This is a genomic window from Cupriavidus sp. 30B13 (genome assembly GCF_049059565.2).
Lineage (GTDB): Bacteria > Pseudomonadota > Gammaproteobacteria > Burkholderiales > Burkholderiaceae > Cupriavidus.
Map to the genome: position 1 here is coordinate 73,522 of NZ_CP188224.1, position 20,637 is coordinate 94,158.

12 protein-coding genes are annotated in these 20,637 nt (G+C 73.1%); 6 read left to right on the forward strand and 6 right to left on the reverse strand.

Annotation, left to right across the window (positions count from 1 at the left end; genetic code table 11):
• Window positions 1–33: 33 nt before the first annotated feature.
• Complete coding sequence (locus ACKI2N_RS19745; protein ID WP_420995808.1) at window positions 34–3,228, reverse strand: bifunctional diguanylate cyclase/phosphodiesterase; 3,195 nt, start codon at window positions 3,226–3,228, stop codon at window positions 34–36.
• A 290-nt stretch (window positions 3,229–3,518) separates the two neighbouring features.
• Between ACKI2N_RS19745 and ACKI2N_RS19750 the strand changes: the two genes are divergently transcribed.
• On the forward strand, window positions 3,519–5,507 hold the full coding sequence (locus ACKI2N_RS19750) for a diguanylate cyclase domain-containing protein (RefSeq protein WP_420995810.1): 1,989 nt from the start codon (window positions 3,519–3,521) through the stop codon (window positions 5,505–5,507).
• 102 nt (window positions 5,508–5,609) lie between these two features.
• Window positions 5,610–6,884: a CaiB/BaiF CoA transferase family protein gene (locus tag ACKI2N_RS19755; RefSeq protein ID WP_420995812.1), complete on the forward strand. Its 1,275-nt coding sequence runs from the start codon at window positions 5,610–5,612 to the stop codon at window positions 6,882–6,884.
• Here the strand turns inward: ACKI2N_RS19755 and gcvA are convergent.
• Entirely contained in the window at window positions 6,877–7,782 is a 906-nt protein-coding gene (gcvA, locus tag ACKI2N_RS19760) for a transcriptional regulator GcvA (protein WP_420995814.1), read from the reverse strand. The genes ACKI2N_RS19755 and gcvA overlap by 8 nt on opposite strands.
• Window positions 7,783–7,899: 117 nt before the next feature.
• Here gcvA and ACKI2N_RS19765 point away from each other — a divergent pair, with 117 nt between their 5' ends.
• From ACKI2N_RS19765 to ACKI2N_RS19780, 4 genes are all read left to right on the forward strand, one after another.
• The gene (locus tag ACKI2N_RS19765; RefSeq protein ID WP_426990920.1) at window positions 7,900–9,633 is read left to right on the forward strand and encodes an FAD-binding protein; all 1,734 of its coding nucleotides are present in this window, start codon (window positions 7,900–7,902) and stop codon (window positions 9,631–9,633) included.
• Window positions 9,623–10,768 carry an acyl-CoA dehydrogenase family protein gene (locus ACKI2N_RS19770; protein WP_420998159.1) on the forward strand — a complete coding sequence of 382 codons (1,146 nt, stop codon included), beginning with the start codon at window positions 9,623–9,625 and terminating at the stop codon, window positions 10,766–10,768. The genes ACKI2N_RS19765 and ACKI2N_RS19770 overlap by 11 nt, the downstream gene beginning before the upstream one ends.
• 106 nt (window positions 10,769–10,874) lie before the next feature.
• On the forward strand, window positions 10,875–11,885 hold the full coding sequence (locus tag ACKI2N_RS19775) for a Bug family tripartite tricarboxylate transporter substrate binding protein (protein ID WP_420998160.1): 1,011 nt from the start codon (window positions 10,875–10,877) through the stop codon (window positions 11,883–11,885).
• A 12-nt stretch (window positions 11,886–11,897) separates the two neighbouring features.
• A complete protein-coding gene (locus ACKI2N_RS19780; protein WP_420998161.1) occupies window positions 11,898–12,248 on the forward strand; it encodes a hypothetical protein in 351 nt (116 codons plus the stop codon).
• Between the two features lie 49 nt (window positions 12,249–12,297).
• Here the strand turns inward: ACKI2N_RS19780 and ACKI2N_RS19785 are convergent, their stop codons facing one another.
• The 4 genes from ACKI2N_RS19785 to bcsB form a co-directional block, all read right to left on the reverse strand.
• Window positions 12,298–12,627 (reverse strand): hypothetical protein, encoded by a 330-nt coding sequence (locus ACKI2N_RS19785; RefSeq protein WP_420998162.1) that lies wholly within the window; start codon window positions 12,625–12,627, stop codon window positions 12,298–12,300.
• Between the two features lie 75 nt (window positions 12,628–12,702).
• Window positions 12,703–17,085: a cellulose synthase subunit BcsC-related outer membrane protein gene (locus ACKI2N_RS19790; protein WP_420998163.1), complete on the reverse strand. Its 4,383-nt coding sequence runs from the start codon at window positions 17,083–17,085 to the stop codon at window positions 12,703–12,705.
• Window positions 17,058–18,317: a cellulose synthase complex periplasmic endoglucanase BcsZ gene (gene bcsZ / locus ACKI2N_RS19795; RefSeq protein WP_420998164.1), complete on the reverse strand. Its 1,260-nt coding sequence runs from the start codon at window positions 18,315–18,317 to the stop codon at window positions 17,058–17,060. The genes ACKI2N_RS19790 and bcsZ overlap by 28 nt, the downstream gene beginning before the upstream one ends.
• Window positions 18,314–20,632 (reverse strand): cellulose biosynthesis cyclic di-GMP-binding regulatory protein BcsB, encoded by a 2,319-nt coding sequence (gene bcsB / locus ACKI2N_RS19800; RefSeq protein WP_420998166.1) that lies wholly within the window; start codon window positions 20,630–20,632, stop codon window positions 18,314–18,316. Before bcsB ends, bcsZ begins: the two co-directional genes overlap by 4 nt.
• Window positions 20,633–20,637 lie beyond the last annotated feature (5 nt).

Below are 20,637 nucleotides of genomic sequence, written 5' to 3' on the forward strand. Positions count from 1 at the left end.
ATTTGCGGGCGGGCGCGCGGGCCGCCGCCTGGCTTACTGGTTGGATGCCACCCGCTGGGTGCGCGCCTGCATGACGGCCTCGCCGCCGGCCGCGCAGATTTCCATCAGGCCGCCGAGCGGCAGCGCCTGGCAGAACAGGTAGCCCTGCACGGCATCGCAGCCGCGCTCGCGCAGGAAGGCGAACTGCGCCGGCGACTCCACGCCCTCGGCCACCACCTGCAGGTGCAGCTGGTGGCCGAGCGTGATGATGGCCGCGGCCACGGCCTGGTGGTGTTCGTCGTGCGCCACGTCGTCGACGAAGGACTTGTCGATCTTGAGCTTGTCGATCGGCAGCCGCGTCAGGTAATTCAGGCCGGAATAGCCCGTGCCGAAATCGTCGATCGACAAGCCCACGCCGAGCGCGCGCACGCGCTCGAAGGTCTCGATGGTCTTGCTGCCGCCCTCGATCAGGATGCCCTCGGTGACCTCGATGGTCAGCGCCCGCGCCGGCAGCCCCGCCGCCTCCAGGCAGTGCTTGACCATGGCGGGAAAACCGGCCTGGCGCAACTGCAGCGGCGAGATGTTGACCGCCACGTCCAGCTCCATCCCCAGCTTGCTGCGCAATTGCTGGATCTCGCGGCAGGCGGTGGCCAGGATCCATTCGCCCAGCGGCATGATCAGCCCGCTCTGCTCGGCGATGGGGATGAACTCGGCCGGCGGGATCACGCCGCGCTCGGGCGTGTCCCAGTGGATCAGCGCTTCCACGCCGGCGATGCGCAGCGTGGCGGCGTCGACGATGGGCTGGTAGCGCAGCTTGAACGCATGCGTGGCCAGCGCGCGCCGCAGCAGGCCTTCGATGGTGAAGCGCGCCATCGAGGCTTCCGCCATCTCGCTGGAAAAGCGGCTGAGCTGCGCGCCGCCACGGCGCTTGGCCGTGTACATGGCGGCGTCGGCGTTCTTGAGCAGGTCGGCGAGGTTGTCGCCGTCGTCGGGGCACAGCACCATGCCGATCGACGGCGTCAGGCGCAGGCGCTGGCGGCCCAGCCGCAGCTCTTCCGACAGCCGCGCCAGGATCTTGGCGGCGACCAGTTCGGCCTCGCTGTCCTGGGCGATGGCGTCGAGCACCACCACGAACTCGTCGCCGCCCATGCGCGCGACCAGGTCGGCGTGGCGCACCGCGGCCTTGAGGCGGTCGGCCACGATGCGCAGCACCTCGTCGCCGATATGGTGGCCGAGCGACTCGTTGATGCGCTTGAACTGGTCCAGGTCCAGCAGCAGCAGCGCGATGCGCTCGCCCTTGCGCAGCGCGCGCTGCAGCACCAGTTCGGTGCGCGCGTGGAGCTGGGCGCGGTTGGGCAGGCCCGTGAGCGCGTCATGGTGCGCCAGGTGCCGGATGTATTCGTCGGCGCGCTTGCGCTCGGTCAGGTCGTGCGCGATGGCGAGGTAGCCGCCGCCGTCCAGCGCCGCGCCGCCGTGCGCGGCGCCCGCCGCCGGCGTGCCGGGCAGCGCCGTGAGCGTCAGCTGCACCGGCAGCCGCGAGCCGCCCTTGCGCACGTAGGTCCATTCCTGTTCGTCGGCCAGCCCCAGGCGCGCCTTGCCGGTCACCGCCGGCAGGCCCGCCGCGACCGGCTCGCCCAGCTCGCTGGTCAGCGTGGCGGCGCGCGCGGCCACTTCGTCCGGGTCGAGGAAATCGAGATAGCGCATGCGCCCGGCCACCTCGCTGGCCTGGTACCACAGCATGCGCTGGCCGGCGCGGTTGATGCCGCTCACCAGGCCGTCGCGGTCGAAGGTGATCACGCACAGCGCGGTGTGGTCGATCACGCGCGCGCTGCGCTCGGCCTGCTCGGCCGCCGCCAGTTCGGCGCGGCGCACCACGCTCAGGTCGGTCACCGTCCACAGCACGCGGCCGGCCCCGGCCGCCGGCACCGGCACGGCCGTCACGCGCGCCGGGAACACCGTGCCGTCGGCCTTGCGCGCGGCGGCGTCGAGCCGGGCTTGCGGCCCGCCGGCGGCCAGCGCCGCCGCGTCGGGCAGCAAGGTGGCGATGGCGGCGCCGGCAAACTGGTCCGCCGCCTTGCCGAACATCGCCGTGGCGGCGGGGCTGGCGGTCTGGATACGTCCGCCGGCATCGCACACGATGAAGGCGTCGGTGGCGCTGGCCAGGCCGGCACGCTGCAAGGCGCCGTCGGACTGGCGCGCCTGGCGCGCCCGCACCGCCAGTTGCCAGGCGCGGCGCTGCTGGCGCGACAGCACCAGCACCAGCCAGGCCATCAGCACCGAGGCCAGCAGGCCGCCCGCCAGCACCAGCAGCGCGCGGCGCGGCCGGTGCGCGGCCTCGAAGGCCGGCGTGGCGGCGCCGTGCAGGGTCCACACGCGGCCGCCGAACGCCAGTTCGCGATCCACCGCGAACTGTGTGGCCGATGGCGGCGTCCCGCCGGCGGCGGGCTCGGCGTCGCCGGCCAGGAAGGCGGCCGGCGCGATCTCGCGCCCGTCGTAGAGCGCCAGCGAAAGCGCCCCCGCCGCGGGCAGGCCGACGCCGCGCAGCAGGTCGTCGAGCCGCAGCGAGGCATAGACGTAGCCGGCCACCGCCTGGCGCCGCTGCGCGGCGGTGTTCAGCGGCATGCCGTTGCCGTACACCGGCATGTAGAGCACCGCGCCGCGCTGCGGCGCCTGCGCCTCGCTCTCGCGCACCAGCTCCAGGCCGGCGGTCAGGCGCGCCTCGCCGCTATCGCGGGCGGCCTCGGCCGCCGCGCGCCGTGCCGGCTCGGAAAGGATGTCGTAGCCGAGCCCACGCGTGATGCGCCCGGCAAACGGCTCGACGAAGACGATCGGCGCGTATTGCTCGCGCGCGCCGCGCGGGTAGACCTCGAACACCGGCAGGCCTTCGCGGCGCATGGTCTCCGCCAGGCGCTCGAGGTCGCGCGGCGCGGTCAGGCGCGCAAAGCCGATCGAATGGGTGCCGGGGGGCAGGTCGTCGAGCTGGGCGGTGTAGAGGTAGGTGCGCCACTGCGCCCGGGTGGCGCCGGGCTCGGCCGCGAACAGGCCGGTGGTGCCGCGCAGCAACTGCTCGTTTTCCTGCAGGCGGCGCTGCAGGGCGGAGAAGACCGGCGCGTAGTAGCCGTCGAAGTCGGCCCGCGCCGCCTCGCGCTCGAGCGTGCGCATGCCGTGCCACGCGCCGCCCGTGGCCAGCGCGCCGGCGGCGGCGACCAGCAGGGACAGCAGGACGGGCGAAAGTGAGGGCAGTTTCATGTCGGGTCCAGGCGCGGATGGAAGCCCTCGGTGCCGCACCCTGCCGCTGCAGGGCTACGAGGCACTATACCTTGGCCGCCCGGGCTCGCCCAGCCCCGCCACCCCGGCGCAACGTGCGGCGCCACACGCACCCGCCCGCCCGGCCGAAAGGCGCACGCCGGACTCGCGCCCGGCTGGCGCTTGTGGTAGGGTTGCCGCACCCGCAACCCTGTCGAAGCCGGATTTCCCGGCAGCCCTGCGGGGCAGGCCGGCCGGAAGGCTCGCGCCATCCCCCGACTCCGCCGGCTCGCATGTCATTCCTTCCGCTTTCCCTGAAGGCGCGTCTCGCGCTGATCACCACGGCACTGGCCGCCGTGCTCGGTACCGGCATCGTGCTGGCTTCGCTCTATTACGCCCACGACGACCTGCGCGCCGCGCTGCAGGACCAGCAGGACTCCATCGTCAAGCTGGCCGCCAGCCAGCTCGACACCGCCATGGAAGACCGCATCACGCTGCTGGCGCACCTGGCGCCGCAGCTGGCGGACCGGCTGGCGCTGCCGGGCCCGGCGCTGCGCCGCCTGCTGGAGAACCGCATCCCGATCCCGGGCACCTTCAATTCCTACATGATCGCCGACGCCCAGGGCCAGGTGCTGGCCCAGCCGGGCGTGCCGGTCAACGTCGCCGACCGCGACTACTTCCGCGAAGCCGCGCGCACGCTGGAGCCGGTGGTCTCCCCTCCCATCCGCGCCCGCACCAACGGCGCCACCGGCGTGCTGGTGGCGGTGCCGATCCTCTCGGCCAGCGGCGAATTCCGCGGCCTGCTGGGCGGCTGGCTGGACCTGGCCAGCGCCAACTTCCTGGTGGAGATCACGCACAACCGGCTCGGCACCACCGGCTTCTACTGCCTGGTCTCGGCCGGGCGCACGCCGGTCTACGTGCGCCACCCCGATCCGGCCAGGGCCATGCAGCCGGCCCGCCCGATGGGCGACACCTGCGGCGTGGACGACCGCAACGGCCGCATCGAATTCCTCTCGCCCGAGCGGCCGCTGATCTCGCGCTACCTGCTGGAAAGCACCGGCTGGGAACTGGTGGCGGTACTGCCCGCGCGCGAGGCCTTCGCGCCGCTGCACGCCATGCAGGCGCGCTTCCTCGGGCTGGCGCTGCTGGCGCTGGCGGGGGTGGCGCTGATGATCTGGCTGACCGTGCGGCACCTGCTGGCCCCGCTCATGCGCCTGCGGCAGGTGGTGCGCGAGAGCGCGCACGACCTCGCCGCCTACGAGCGCCTGCCGGCCCAGCAGCGCGACGAGATCGGCGACCTGGCGCGCGCCTTCGGCCAGCTCATGCGCGACCTGCGCGAGCGGCGCGAACAGCTCGACCTGAGCGAGCGCCAGCTGCGCGCCGTCACCGACACCCTGCCCGCGCTGCTCGGCTTCGTCGATACCGAGGAGCGCTACCTGTTCAACAACGCCGCCTACGAGCGCACCTTCGGCATCCCGCTGAACCAGCTGCGCGGCATGACCGTGCGCGAGGTCATCGGCGAGGCCCGCTACGCGCGCGCGCGGCCGTTCCTGCAGAAGGCCCTGGGCGGCACCGCGGTGACCTTCGAGGCGGAAGACAGCGACCCCGAGTACCGCTGCATGGAAACCAGCCTGCGCCCGGAATGGAATGCCGAGGGCAGCCAGGTGATCGGCGTGCACGTGCATGTGCAGGACGTGACCCAGCGCAAGCTGGAAACCATGCGGCTGTCGCGCATCTCGCGCCTGGACCACCTGACCCAGCTGCTCAACCGCAGCGCGTTCGAGTCGCTGCTGCAGGCGGCCATGGCGCGCAGCCGCGAGGGCGGCCGCCTGATGGCGCTGTTCTACCTGGACATGGACCGCTTCAAGGCCGTCAACGATTTCCACGGCCATATCACCGGCGACCTGCTGCTGCAGGCGTTCGGGCGGCGCCTGCAGCGCTGCGTGCGCGAGCGCGACGCGGTGGCCCGGCTCGGCGGCGACGAGTTCGCCGTGGTGCTGGAGGACATCGGCGCCGCGGCCAACGCGCGGCGCATCGCCCAGGCCATCGTGCAATCGGTCAGCCGGCGCTTTTTCATCGACGGCGTGTTCGCCGACGTGGACGTGAGCATCGGCGTGGCGCTCTACCGGGGCGCGCCGATGCCGGACCAGGAACTGATGCGCCAGGCCGACACCCTGCTCTACCGCGCCAAGGCCGCTGGCCGCGGGCGCTTCGAGATCGGCCCGCCGGAGCTGCTGGAGGAGGCCGGCGGCGCCGGCCCGCAGGACACCTCCGACGCCTAGGGACCAGGGACGGGCGCGGCGGCAGCGCCGCCCATGGTCATCACATTAGCTCATGCGCCTGTGAGCAGGCATCGTTTGCGCCGGGTCCCGCCCGTGCCCAGAATGCGTCCATCCCCTTTCCTCATGGACGCCATGTCATCGTCGCCGCAGCACGCTCCCGCCCCTCCCTCCGCGCCCGCTCCGGGCGGCAAGCCGCTGCACGGCGTGCGCGTGGTCGATTTCACCCGCGTGTTCGCCGGCCCGTACTGCGCGATGCTGCTGGCCGACCTGGGCGCGGAAGTCATCAAGATCGAGATGCCGGGCGCCGGCGACCCGCTGCGCACCCAGGGCCCGCCGTTCCATCACGGCATCGGCGTGACCTTCCTCGCGGCCAACCGCAACAAGCGCTCGCTCACGCTGGACCTGCGCAGCCAGCGCGGGCAGGAGATCGCGCGGGCGCTGTGCGCCCGCGCGGACGTGGTGCTGGAAAACTTCCGCCCCGACGTCATGCCGAGGCTGGGCCTCGGCTACGAGGAACTGTGCGCGGACAACCCCGGCCTGGTCTACGCCTCCATCTCGGGCCTCGGCGCCGACGGGCCCGACCAGCGCCAGGGCGCGTTCGACCTCACCATCCAGGCGCTAGGCGGCTACATGAGCATTACCGGCGAGCCCGGCGGCAACCCGGTCAAGCTCGGCACCTCGGCATTCGACATCATCGCCGGCATGAACTGCCACGCGGCGGTGCTGGCCGCCCTGCTCCACCGCGGCCAGACCGGGCGGGGGCAGAAGGTGGAGACCAGCCTGCTGGAAGGCGAAGTGGCGTTCCTGGCCAATGCCGCGCTCGAATACCTGCTGACCGGCGAGGTGCCGCGCAAATGGGGCTCGGAGCACGCGCAGCAGGCCCCGTACAAGGCCTTCCGCACCGCCGACGGCTGGATCGTGGTGGGCGCCGGCTACCAGAACCTGTTCGAAGCGTTCGCGCACGCGCTGGGCCGCGCCGACCTGATCGGCGACGCGCGCTTCGCCGATCTCGCCGCGCGCGTGCAGAACCGGGACGCGCTGTACGCGATCCTCGACGCCGAGGTCGCCGCGCACCGCACGCAGGACCTGATCGCCACGCTCGATGCCTGCAAGGTGCCGTGCGCGCCCGTCAACGACGTCGCCCAGGTCTTCGGCCACCGCCAGGTGCTGCACCGGCAGATGCTGCAGCACGTGGTGCATCCGAGCTACGGCGAGCTGCCCCAGCTCGGCGCGGCGGCGAAGTATTCCGCCTTCGCGGTGGAAGCGGACTGGACCGCGCCGCCGCTGCTCGGCGAGCACAGCGCCGAGATCCTGCAGGACTGGCTGGGCATGGCCGCGCCGGAAGTGGCGTCGCTGCGCGAGAGCCGCGTCATCTGAGCTCGCCGCGCGCGGCGGCCGCCTGCGCCAGCAGCCAGGCGCGGAAGACCTCGAACTTGGGGTCGGTGCGGCGCGCGGCCGGATAGACCAGGCAATACGAATCCGCGCTGCGGTAAGGCGACTCGAACGGGATCACGAGGCGGCCTGCGGCGATGTCCTCGCTGATCAGCAGGCGCGGCAACAGCGCCACGCCCAGCCCCGCCACCGCGGCCTGCATGATCATGTAGAAATGGTCGAAGCGCGGGCCCACCCACGCGTTGATGTCGACGCCCTTGGCGTCCAGCCAGTCCTTCCACCATTTCGGCCGGCGCGTCTGCTGCAGCAGCACGTGGCGCGCGAGGTCCGCGGGCCGCGCCAGCGGCGGCTGCGCGCGCAGGTACGCCGGCGAGCAGGCCAGCACCACCTCCTCGCCGATGAGCGGGTCGGACAGCACGCCGGGCCAGTCGTTGTTGCCGAAGTAGACCGCCGCGTCCAGCCCTTCGGCCTCGAAGTCGAACGGCTTGTTGTGGGTCGCCAGGTTGATCAGGATCTGCGGGTGCGCGTTGCTGAAGGCCTCGAGCCGGGGGATCAGCCACTTCACGCTGAACGCCGGCGGCGTGCCCAGCCCGAGGATGCCGCCCCGCCCCTTGTTGGCCATCAGGTTGACGGTGGCGGCCTGCATCTTCTCCAGCGCCACGCTGATCTCGCCGACATAGGAGCGCCCGGCCTCGGTCAGCTCCAGCCGCTGCTTGACGCGCTCGAACAGCAGCACGCCGAGGTAGTCCTCCATCACGCGGATCTGCCGGCTGACCGCGCTCTGCGTCAGGTTCAGCTCGCTGGCCGCCTTGGTGAAGCTCAGATGGCGCGCCGCGGCCTCGAACGTGCGCAGCGCGGCCAGGGAAGGAAGTTGCCAGCCCATGATGTCCCGGGTTATGCGATTAACTCATGATCGGGCAACTATACATCGTTTGAGATTGCACGATAAGCGCCACAGAATGGCTCCCTGCGAAATCCACCAAGCGAGGTCGATGAAAATATGTCGTGCACTGGCAAGAGCAATCCGCCCGCCCATGTCCCCGCGGACGTGCTGGTCCTGGGCGGCGGGCTGGGCGCGTATCGCGCGGCGATCGCCGCCAAGCAGCGCGATGCGCGCCTGCGCGTGGTGATGGCGTACCGCGCCCACGGCGCCTCGCCGCACATCATCGGCTTCAACGCGCCGATCGGCGCGGCCACGGCCGACGCGCCCGGCGACAGCAGCGCCACCTACTACGAGGACACCCTGCGCGGCGGCCGCGGCCTGAACCATGCGCCGCTGGCGCGCCACCTGGCCGAGCACGCGGCGGCCGCGTTCGAGGAACTGGTCGCGCTGGGCGTGCCGTTCTCGCGCCAGGGCGCGCACGGGCCCTTCGCGCAGCGCCACCTGTCCGGCAACAGTTGCGCGCGCTCCGTCTTCGTGCCCGGCGGCACCGGCCGCGCCGCCATGAGCGCGCTGATCCGCCATGCGCGCGCCATCGGCATCGAGGCCATCGCCGGGCACCAGGTGGTCGACCTGCTGCGCGACGGCGACCGCGTGGCCGGCGCGCTGCTGTGGAAGCCGCACAGCGACCGGCTGGTGGCATGCGGCGCGCGCGCCGTGGTGATCGCGCTCGGCGGCATCGGCCGGCTCTACGAGGACAGCACCTATCCGGCCGACGTCAACGCCGACGCCTACGGCCTGGCCCTCGACGCCGGCGCCGCGCTGATGGACATGGAGTTCGTGCAGTTCGAGCCGGTGGTGACGGTGTGGCCGCCCGCCTGCCGCGGCATGGAGATGCCGACCGCCATGCTCGGCGACGGCGCGCGCCTGCTCAATGCGCGCGGCGAGCGCTTCCTGGCCAGCGGCGAGCACCCGCAAGGCGAGCGCGGCATGGAGAAGGCGCGCATGGCGATGCTGATCCAGCGCGAGATCGACGCGGGCCGCGGCTGGCCCGAAGGCGGCGTGCGCTTCGACACCACCGTGGTGCCGCCGGACAAGCTCGAAAGCTACGTCTCGCACTGCGCGCGCCTGCGCCGCGCCGGCGTCGACCCGGCGCGCACGGCGCCGCTGGTGGCGCCGGCCGCGCACAGCATGATGGGCGGCATCGCCATCGACGCGCGCGGCTGGACCGGCGTGCGCGGGCTCTATGCCGGCGGCGAGGCGGCCGGCGGCGTGCACGGCGCGAGCCGCCTGGCCGGCAACGGCTGCACCGACACGCTGGTGTTCGGCGCGCTCGCCGGCAGCTCCGCCGCCGAGGACGCGGCCTCGCTGCCGCCGTGGCAGGCCGCGGCCGCGGCCGCCGCGGCGCGCCGTTGCCTGGCCGACGCGGGCCTCGGCCACGGCGACGCCGGCCCGCCCGGCCAGGCCGACGCGGCGCGGCAGTCCATACGGCACGCGCTGTCGCGCGCGGCGGGCATCTGGCGCACCGGCGCGCAGCTCGCGGCCGCGCGCGACAGCGTCGCGGCGCTGCGCGGCCAGCTGCGCGCCGGCGGCGGCGCCGACCTGGCCACGCTGCTCGCGCGCATCACGGCCCGCCGCATGGCCGATGCCGCCGGCGCCATCCTCGGCGCCGCGCTGATGCGCCGCGAAAGCCGCGGCGCGCACCAGCGCACCGATTTCCCGGCGCGCGACGATGCCCGCTGGCGCGGCAACATCCACCTGCGCCGGCAGGACGGCGGCGCCGTCGCGGCCACCTTCGTCCCGGCCCCGGACGCCGGCGCCCCCATTCCCACAAGGCAAGCACATGAACTTTGAACCGACCGAAGAACAGGCAATGGCGCTCGACGGATGGGCGCGCTTCGTGGCGCGCGAGATCGCGCCGCTGGCCGCGCCGCACCGCGACCATCCGTTCCCGCGCGACGTCGCGCACGCGCTGATCAAGCGCATGGCGCCCTACGGCGTCGGCTCGGGATGGATCCCGCAGGCCAGCGGCGGCCCCGGCTATGACTTCCTGACCAGCGGCCTGCTGTTCGAGATGCTGTCGCGCCACACGCCCGACACCGCCGGCCTGGCCTGGGTGGCCGAAGGCGCCGCGCTGAAGGTGCACGACAACGGCAGCGAGGCGGTCAGGGCGCGCTACCTGCCGGGGCTGATCGCCGGCGACCTGATCGGCTGCTCGGCCATCAGCGAGCCTGGCATGGGATCGAGCGTGCGCGAGATGCGCACGCGCGCCGTGCGCGACGGCGCCTACTACCGCATCACCGGCGAGAAGATGTGGACCTCCAACGCGACCGTGGCCGACTTCGTGCTGGTGATGGCGCGCACCGGCGAGCAGGAATTCTCGATGTTCCTGCTCGACCGGGAGGAGCATCCGTTCGCCGTGCGCGACATGCCCAAGCTCGGCCTCAACAGCTGGCCCATGTGCGAGATCGTGCTCGACGACGTGGTGGTGCCCGCCGACAACATGCTCGGCGCGCCCGGCGCCGGCCTGCGCGAGACCATGAAGGGCTTCGACCGCTCGCGCTGCTTCGTCTCGACGCTGGCGCTGGGCATCGGCCACGCCGCGCTGCAGGAATCGATCGCCTATGCCACCCAGCGCACCCAGTTCGGCAAGCCCATCGCGGGCCACCAGCTGGTGCAGGGCATGCTGGCGGAAATGGCCACCGACCTGGCCGCGTCGCAATTGCTGGTGTACCGCGCGCTGGCGGCGCTGGCCTCCGGGCGGCGCTGCGAGCTGGAGGCGTCGATCGCCAAGTCGTTCACCACCGAGGCGGCGCAGCGGATCACCTCGCGGGCGATCCAGATCCACGGCGCCTTCGGCCTCACGCGCGAATTCCCGGCCGAGCGGCATTTCCGCAACGCGCGGATGCTGACCATCCCCGACGGCACCACCCAGATCAACCAGCTCATCATCGGCAAGAAGCTGACCGGCGTGGACGCGTTCGGCTGAGACGGCGGCAACCGCGACAAGAACGCAAGAACGCAGGAACGCAGGAACGGCGACAAAGAACAAAGAACAAAGAACGGCGAACAACGACAACACAGGAGACAGACAGATGAGATCACCTTCACCATTCCACCTCGCGCGGCGGGCCGCGGCATCCTGCAAGACGCTGGCCGCGCTGCTGCTGGTGCCGCTGCTCTGCGGCCCGGCGCTGGCCGCCGGCGACGCGTGGCCGGCCAAGCCGATCCGCATCCTGCACGGTTTCTCGCCCGCGGCCGCCACGCACTATCTCGCGCAGCAGATCGGCGAGCGCATCACGGCGGAGACCGGCATGGCCGTCATCGTCGAGCCGCGCCCGGGCGCGGGCGGCAACATCGGCACCGACGCGGCCGCCAAGTCGCCCGCCGACGGCTACACGTTCTACCTCGGCACGGCCGGCACGCACGCCATCAACGCCTCGCTGTACCGCAAGCTGCCGTTCGACCCGGTCAAGGACTTCGCGCCGGTGACGCTGCTCGCGGACATCCCCAACGTGCTGATCGTCAACAACAACCTGCCCGTCAATTCGCTCAAGGACTACGTGGAGCTGGCCCGCCGCAAGCCCGGCACGGTGCACTTCGGCTCCAGCGGCAACGGCACTTCGATGCACCTGGCCGGCGAGCAGTTCAAGCGCGTGGCCGGCATCGACATCGTCCACGTGCCGTACCGCCAGTCGTCGGCCGCCGTCTCCGACCTGATGGGCGGGCAGATCGAGTCGATGTTCCACCAGGTGCCCGCGGTCTATACCCTGATCAAGGCGGGCAGCGTCAAGGCGCTGGCCGTGACCACGCGCCGGCGCGTGGCCGCGCTGCCGGACGTGCCGACCGTGGCCGAGTCCGGCTATCCGGGCTTCGAGTCCGATACGTGGTACGCGCTGTTCGCGCCGGCGGGCACGCCGCGCCCCATCGTCGAGCGCGTCAACCACATCGTGACCACGGCGCTCAAGGGCGAGCTGGGCGCCAAGCTCGAAGCGCTCGGCATGACGCCGCGCCCCTCGACGCCGGAAGAGCTTGCCGCCGCGATCACGCGCGACACCGCCATGTGGCGGGTGATCGTCGAGCGCGTCGGCGCGCGGCTCGACTGAGCGGCGCCGCCGATGGACAAGTCTCGCCCCCGGGCCAGTGCGCGCCGCGCCGGCGCGGACGCGCTGCTGCTGCAAGTGCGGGCGCAGTCGGCCAGCCTGTCGCGCTCGGCGTGCCGGAACTCGGTGTTTCCCGAAGACGCCTACCGCCGCGCCCACGCCGCGCTGCTGGCGCGCTCGCTCGACGAGCACCGCGTGCGCGACGCCGTGGTGCTGGTGGCCTGCGCCGCCGAGACCTCGCTGCGCCTGGCGCCGCGCGTCATCGAGCGCTGCGGCGCCGCCGTCGCGGCCTGCCAGGAGCGCGAGGTCCGCGCGCTGTTCTGGGCCGCGGTGCGGCGCATGGCGCCGCCGCGCCGGGGCGCGTGAAGCGCGCCGCCGGGCGGGGCCGGAACGGACAGAACGGCCGGAGTGGCCTTTATTCGCCCTCGAACGGCACGTGCTTGCCGTCGCGCGACTGGTAGCCGAGCTTGGTGTCGGCGCCCATCATCTTTTCCCAGGCCACCATGGCATCGGCCACGGCGTTGGGCTCGCCCTTGAACACCAGCACATCGTTGCCGCAGTTCGGGCACTGGCCGCCGAACACGGCGTCGATGCCGCGCAGGTTGGGCGCGTCGATGGCGTCGAAGGTGCCGAAGGCGGTCTTGCACGAGCCGCACACCAGCTGGGCGGGCCGCAAGGCCGCCAGTTTTGCGCGGGCCTGGTCCGCGCGTTCTGCCTGGCTGCCCCGGCGTTTTGCTTCACCCATGATTCACTTCCTTCGCGCGCGCCGCGTGGCCGCGCGCTTTCTCTAAGCATTGATTGTGGCCGGCGCCTCCTGCGTTCAGAACGGCAGCGGGCCGACCGCGGATTGCGGCGCCGCCGGCGGGAACGCGATCGGCCCGGTCTGGCGCTGCAGCGCGTAGCGCACGTAGACGCCGGCGTACCACTGGCGGTAGTCGCGCGCATTGTCGAGCCCGAGCAGGCCGCCCACGTAAAGCTGCTGCGCCGCCTGGTATTCGACCGATCCGACCAGATTGTAGGCCAGGCCGGTCTTCGACTGGCCCTGGTAGACCGCGTTGGTCGAGCTGGTCAGGTTCTTGGCGTTGGCCGCGGCCACCGCCGCGTTGGCCGCCGACTGGGCTGCCGCATCGGTGGGGAAGTAGTTGGAATCGTCCTCCCGGAAGGCCTGCATGCCCAGCGCGCCGCGCACATTGTAGGCCAGCCGGCCGCTGCGCCCGGTCAGCGACAGCGGCACCGTCACCGCGAAGTAGGTCTGCGGGCTGAAATAGCCGCCCTGCCCGAAGGTGAAATAGCGCAGGTTGTCCGCGTAGCCCATCGAGGTGAAGTTGACGCCGCTCATGAGGCGCTGGTCGGGGCTGTCGATCACGCGCAGGTAGAAGCCGCCGCCGCCTTCCCAGCGCGTGTTGCGCTTGACGTCGTGGCCGGTCAGCAGGCCGTAGCCGCCGTAGCCGTACAGGCCGAAGAAGCCGTCGTCCCAGCCGAGATCGGCGCGCGCGCTGCTGTTCATCACGCCGCCCCACTGCAGGCCGGTGCGCTCGTCGCGCACGCCCGCGTAGGACAGCAGGCTGTCGGTCACCGGCCGGCGCGAGGCGCCGAGCGAGAGCGTGGTGCGCTGGCTCAGCGGCAGGTTGAGCCTGGCTCCGGCATTGACGTCGGTGTAGCGGAAGCCCAGCGGCGTGCTGCCCAGGTCGGCGGTAAAGCGCTCCGATTCGTAGGCCACGCCGAGCGCCACGCCGAAGGCGTTCTGCGGCCCGGCCGAGGCCGATTGCAGCGGCGTGCCGGCCAGGTTGACGGCCGCGCCGTTCACGCCGTAGGCCAGCGGCCCGCCGCCGAAGCGCGAGGCGCTGTTGAAGTCGCCGCCGACCGAGCCGCTGTCCAGCGCCACCGGAGTCACGCGCGCCACCAGCTTGCCGTTGCCGGCCGCCATCTTGGCTTCGGCCACGACCTGCATCTCGGTGAGCTGGCTCATGCCGGAGTCGCCGTTGCGCCCGCGCAGCATGGGGCCGCCGGCGAGCGTGCCGGCGCGCTGCGACTCGATCTCGCTGAGTTCCTGCTGCGCGGTCCGGGGGCCGGTCGGGTTGGCCTGCGAGTCCGCGTCGGCCAGCCACGGCGCGCGCGCCTGCGCGCCGAACGGCTGGCGCGCCGGCGCGGTGGCCGGCGCGACCGGCACCGCGGGAGCCGCCGCGGCCTGCGGCACCGGATACTGGGCCGCATAGGGCGCCGCCTGAGGGACCGGATACTGGGCCGCCGGCTGCGCGTCCTGCGCCGCCGGATAGGCGCCGTAGCCCGGCGCCGCGCCGGCCGTCCTGCCGGCCGGCGCCGCCTTGCCGCGCGTGGTGGCGGTGGCGGTGGCAGTGGCGGGCGCGCGCAGCGGCGCGGGCACCGGTTGCGGGTAGTACGCCTGCGGCGGCTGGAGCGCGGGCGCCGCGGCGGGCGCGCTGCCGGCCGGCGCCGGGATGTAAGGCTGGCCGTACGCCTGGGCGCCGGCGTTCATCGCCACCGGCAGCGCGGCGGGCGCGACCGTGGGCGCCGGCACCGCGAGATACGGTGCCTGCGAGCCGGGCGGCGGCAATTGCGAAGCGGTGCGCTGGCCCGGCAGGCCGACGAAGGGGTTGGAGGGCACGCGGTCGAAGCCGGCCCCGCCCGGGCGCCCGCCCGGCGGCGCGCCGGCGGCGGCCTCGGCCGCCACCGCGGCGCGGAAGTATTCCGCCGCGCGCGAGGTCTTGCCCTCGGCGCGGTAGAGCCGCCCGGCCGCGGTCAGCACCTTGGGCGAGGTCGGCGCCTGCGCCAGCGCCATCTGCAGCGTGCCCTCGGCCCAGCCGTATTCCTTGGCGGCGGTGGCGGTGCCGATCGCGGCCAGCATCAGGTCGAGGTTGCGCGGGTCTTTCTCCAGCACGCTCTCGTACAGAGACAGCGCCTGCTTGTTGTCGCCGGCCTGGGCGTACATGCGCGCCAGGCTGGCGCGCACCGCGCCGTTGCCGCCGCGCTCGGACAGCGCCGGGGCCAGCATGTCGTAGGCGGCCACGAGGTCGCCGCTCTCGGTGAGCGCGTCGGCCTGGCGCACGATGTACGCCACGCGCAGGTCGTCGTAGTCCTTGCGCTGCTGCGGGCTGAGCGCCGCGCCGCCGAGCTGGCGCAGCACGCCGGCCAGCTCCACGTCCTGGCGGGTCTTGAGCAGGATGGCGGCGTATTGCAACTGCATGCCGGTGTCGGGCCGCGGCGTGCGGCTCATCACGCTGCGCATCAGCGAGAGCGCGCGCGGCTCGTCGCCGGCATCGGCGTAGGCCAGCGCCAGCGCGCCGAGCTGGTCGGCGTCCTGCTGCGCGTAGCGCTCGGCGTCCCGCAGCACGGCCAGCGCCGCGGGCTGCTGGCCGGCGGCGGCCAGGCCGCTGGCGCGCTCGGCCTCGGCATGGACCCACAGGCGGCGCTGCAGCGTGCCCATGTCGCGCGTGCGGCTTTGCGGCGGGATGCGCTCGAGCGCGTCGAGCCCGGCCTGCCACTCTCCGGTCTCGGCGCTCAGCAACGCGCTGGCGTAGAGCGCGTCGGGCATGTTGGGGTTGGACAGCAGCAGGCCGTCCATGATGCCGCGCGCCTGTTCCTTGAGGCCCATCGCCGCGTAGGTGCGCGCCGCGTCGAGCCGCACCCACGGGCTGGTCGGGTCGGCCGCCATGGCGTCTTCCAGCGCGCGGCGCGCGCCGGCGGTGTCGCCGCGCTGCAGGGCCGCGCGCGCCTGGCCGCGCGCTTCGTCGGCGCGCAGCCGGCCCAGCGAGCCCATCTTTTCCTGCTGGGCGGGCGTCAGGTCCTGCACGATGGCGAGCGCCTCGGCGCTCTTGTCCTGCGCCGACAGCACGCCCACCAGCCCGCGCGTGGCATCGGGATTATCGGGCTGCTGCCGCAGCACGCGGCGGTAGGCGGCCTCGGCCTGCGCGTACTGGCCGTCCTCGGCCATCACGTCGGCCAGCGCCACCTGCGCGGACGGCTCGCGCGCGTCGAGCTTGATGGCGCGCTCGAGCAGGCGGCGCGCCTCGGCGCGGTTGCCGCCGTTGCGCGCGGCGGCGGCCTGCTCGGACAGCAGCCAGTAGGTGGCGCTGTTCTGCGCGGCGCGGTAGCGCGTGCCCGCGCCGCGCCGGGCGGCCTGGTCGAAATAGTCCACCGCCTCGGCGAACTTCTCCTGCTTGAGGCGCAGCACGCCCATGCCGCCGAGTGCGTCGGCGTCGTCGGGGCGCTGCGCCAGCGCGGCCTGGAAGCGCTCGCCGGCGCGTTCCAGGTCGCCGGCATCCAGCGCGTCGAAGCCCTGCTGCACGACCTGGCGCGCCGGGTTGGCGCCGGCGCCGGCCACGCGCGTGGCCTCCTGCTGTTGCTGCGCCTTGACCGCGTCGAGCTTGGCGCGGATGGCGGCGTCGTCCGGATGCGCGGCCAGCCAGGCCTGGTACAGCGGCGCGTCGGCCGGGCGGCCCCCCAGCCAGGTCAGCGCGCGCCGCCAGCTTTGCGCCGCGGGGCCGGCCACGTCGGTGCCCTTCGAGAGCGCTTCGAGCTGGCGGATGCCTTCGCGGCGCGTGGCCTCGCGGTAAGTGAGATGCTGCGCCAGCGCGAGCTGCGCGCGGTTGTCGGACGGATTGGCGCGCGCCAGTTGTTCGAGGCCCTTGCGCGCTTCGTCCCAGCCCTGCGCGGTGCCGCCCAGGGTCTGGTAGTACTCCAGCGCCAGGTCGCCCTGCGGCGCGGCGCCGCCGGCGGCCTGCTGGTAGCGCTTGACCGCTTCCTCGCTCTGGCCGCTGCGCGCGAGCTGGCGCGCCTGCTCGACCTGCTGGCCGGCGCCGCCGCCGTCGATGATCTGTGTCAGGCGCGCGATCTGCGGCGAGCCGGGCTGGGCTTTCTTCAGGCGCTCGAGATAGCCGCGCGCGCTGTCGGCGCGGCCGGCTTCGGCCTCGGCCACGCCCATGCCGTAGAGCGCATCGGGCTGGCCGGGGTTGAGCCGCAGGATCTTCTGCCACGCTTCGGCGGCGCGGTCGCCGCGGCCGCGCTCCTGCCAGTACTTGCCCTGGTCCACCAGCAGCCGGACCGGGTCTTCCTGCGCGGCGGCGGCGGTGGCGAACGCGGCCAGCAGGCTCAGCGCGAGCGTCTTCGCGCGCAGCTTGCCGGCGCCCTGCTCCTGCGTACAAGAGGTCGCGCGTCCGTTCACGGCCGGGCGCTTGCGGTTCTGCATGTCTTCTCCCACTCCAGCTCCAGTTGGCCCGAGGGCGCGAACCGGTAGCGGCCTTCGGCAAAGCCGAGGCCGAATAGTCCTAGTACGGTGTCGTAATACGTGGCCGCGGATTTGCCGCCGGCGTCGATCATGGTTTCCGCGCGCGCGCGCTGCGCCGCCGCGGCCGGCGAGCCGGCCGCCTGCAGGAATGGCACCAGCGCGGCGGAGAAGCCGGCGGGGCCGTCGCCTTCGAGCGCGCCGCTGTCGGCATGCATGCGCTCGGGCGGCGCGGCGCGTCCCGCCATGCGTTGCGCCTGCGGCGCCAGCGCCTTCATCAGCACGCGGCCCGCGGCGTCGCCGCGCGGCGTCATGCCGGCCCACAGGTAGACGCGGATCGCGTCGTAGCTGCTCACGTCGCCCTTGACCGGATCGGTGAGGAAACCGGTACCGCCCTGGTCTGCCCGGTAGGCGGACCAGTCCGGCACGATGCCCTGCCTGGCCACCGCCTCCACGAACCTGCCGGCCTGCGCGGCCAGCGTGCCCCACGGCCCCGACGGGTCGGCGCCGGCGAGCCGGCGCAGCAGCGGCACCGGCAGGTAGCTGGCATTGAGGCGCCACTGGCGCGGGCCGTCTTCCGTGCCTTCGGCAAACCCCTGCGGCGCGGGCAGCAGCATGGCGCCGAAGCCCGGCAGCGGCACCACCTCCTGTTTCGCCGCGAGCGCGAGCAGCGCGCGCGCCTGCGCGGCGTAGCGCGGCTGGCGCCAGAGGCGCGCGGCCTCCAGCAGCGCGAACGCGAACCACAGGTCCGCGTCGGCGGCCGCGTTGGCGTCGATCACGCCCCACGAGCCGTCGCTGCGGCGGCCCCACTGCCACGCGGGCAGCTTGTCCTGCAGGCTGCCCGCGCCGAGGTTGGCGATGCTCCATTGCCAGAGGCGGTCGAAGGTGGCGCGGTCGTTGGCGACCAGCGCGAACACCATGCCGTAGGACTGGCCCTCCGAGGTGCTGTGCTGCTCGCGCGTGGACGGATCAAGCACGCGGCCGTCCTCCTGCACGAAGCGCGACAGGAACTGCTGGTAGAGCGGCCACGGGCAGGCGGCGGAAACGGTGGCGGAAACGGTGGCGGAAACGGCTGCGGAAACGGTGGCGGGCCAGCCGCCGAGCGTGCCGAGCACGCCCGTTGCGCCAAGCGCACCGATGGCGCCCAGCGCCGGCAGGCCAGCCAGCCAGCGGCGGCGCGGCCGGTTCACCGTCACGCCTGCACTCCCTGCTTGCGCCGGCTGGCGCGCGCGCGCAGCGTCAGGAACAGCAGCGCCGCCAGCAGCAGCGCGGCGCCCCCGGTCATCAGCACCATCACCAGCGGCCGCTGCGACAGCCACCACTGCACATAGGTCCACGGCGGGAGCTTGCCCACGTAGTAGCGCTGCTCGGCGGCCAGGCTGTCCACTTCCTTGCCGTGCACCAGCACCAGGCTGCCTTGAACGCGGGTGACCTGGTCCGGATCGAGCAGCACCTCGGTCATCGCCTGCAGCCCCTGCGGCGCGTTGCTGGCCAGCGCCACCACGCTGCGCCCGGAGGCCAGCGGCGACTCGAACGCGCTCAGCGCGGCATCGGTGCTGGCGCTGGCGAGCGACAGGCGCGTCTCGACCGGGCGGTCGCGCGTGCCGTCGGCGCCGTTCCACCAGCCCGTCACCGTGGAGACCATGTCGGTCAGCGCGAAGCGCTTCTCGTCGCCCGCCAGCGAGACCGGCATGCGCTCGGCCCACTGCGTGAACAGCGGCTGGTTCTGCGTGGTGCCGATCACCAGCAGGTCGCGCGCGGCCTGCCGGGCGACCTGCGCCGCGGCGGCCACGGCCACGCCGGTGGCGGGGTAGCCGGTGGACTCGCCCATGCGCCCCATCAGCGTGAGATAGGCCGTGTAGTCCTCCGCGCCGGGCTTGTCCGGCAGGATCACCGCGGTCTCGGCCAGGTCGGCCAGGCGCGTGAACGGGAAGCCGCTGTTGCCGAACACCGCCAGGTCCGGCAGCGCGATGAAGTGCGGCAGGCCGGTAACGTCGATGGTCGAGTCCGGGTCGATGGCGCCCTTGACGTTGTCGAGCATCACGTCCTTGCAGGCGCCCTGCTTGAGGTAGTCGTAGTAGAAATGGAACTGCAGCTGCGACTGCGCCGGCAGCATGAACAGCGGCAGCTCGAGGCGCTCGCGCACCGGCACCGAGCCGTCCGGCAGCACCTTGGCCAGCAGCTGGCTGGCGCGGCCGTCCTGGTTCTTGACCGAGCGCAGCGCGTAGGCGCGCAGGAACTGGCGGTTGACGTTGACGTTGAGGGTGGACTTGTCCACCACCGGGCGCGGCGTGTAGCGGTACTTGAGCTCGACCGGGATGCCCTTGCTGCGCCAGCCGAACAGGTCCGGCGGCAGGCGGAAGTTCACCCGCACCAGGTCCGGGTTGTAGCCCGAGACGTTGAGGTCGCGCACCTCGGCCAGCTCGCCGAAGCGCACCGGGCGGTCGCTGCGGATCCAGTTGGGCGCGTCATACGGGGCGCGCGGCGCCACCTCGTCGAACCTGGCGATGGTGGCGCTCTGCCCGGACAGCGCGCGCGCGCCCAGCGTGAGCGCGCGCGCGGCGGTCTTGAGCTCGGCGCTGTCGCGGCCCATCACCAGCAGCAGCTTGGCGTTGGCGTCGCCGGGATTGGGCACCACGGCGACGGACGGGCCGCCGATCGCGGGCACCGGCACGCCGGCGGGCTTTTCCTCGTTGGTGACGAAGACCACCGCGTTGCCGCTGGCCGGCACCTGGTTGAGCAGCGCGGCGAACGACGCGCCGCGGTACCCGGCCAGCGCGCCGAACCACGACGACACCGCGCCCGCGGCTTCCAGCGTGGCCGCCGACGGCGCGCCCGCGAACACGAACGGCAGCCTGAGCCGGCTGATGTCGCGGCGGTCGAAGAACGGCAGCGGCAGCAGCGACAGCTCGTTGGCCAGCGCCACCGGCGCCACCGTCAGCTCGAGCACGCTGCTGTTGCCCACCGTGGCCCACAGGCTGGAGTGGAACGGGTCCTCGCACTCGGTGGTGTAGTGGCCGATCAGCTGCAGGTTGAGCCGGTTGAACTCGGTGACCAGGCGCGGCTCGATGGCAATGTCGCGCTCCAGGCTGGTGCCCGCGCTCTCCTTGGGCACGGGCACGGTGGCGGCCACCTCGCCGTTGACCATCACGTTGATGTGCGAGAGCGCCGGGATCAGCGCCGGCGAATAGGTATAGCGCAGCTTGAGCCGGGCGGCGGTCACCACCTCGTCGGCGCGGATCGAGAACGGCACGCCATTGATGGCGTCCACGCCGCGCAACTGGAAGGGCCCGTCGGCGCCGAGCTGCTTGAGCGTGAACTGCACCGTGCGGCTGCCGGTGCGCGGCGCGGCGGCCGCTGCCGCGGGCGCCTGCGCGGCGACCGTGTCGCGGCCGGTATCCGGCTGGACGGCGCCCTGGGCGCCGGCGGGTTGCGCCGCCAGCATGGCAAACGCGAGGATGGCGCCCAGTCGGGTGCGCGCGGGCAAGCGTGGTGTATGGTTCAGGCGCATTCTTG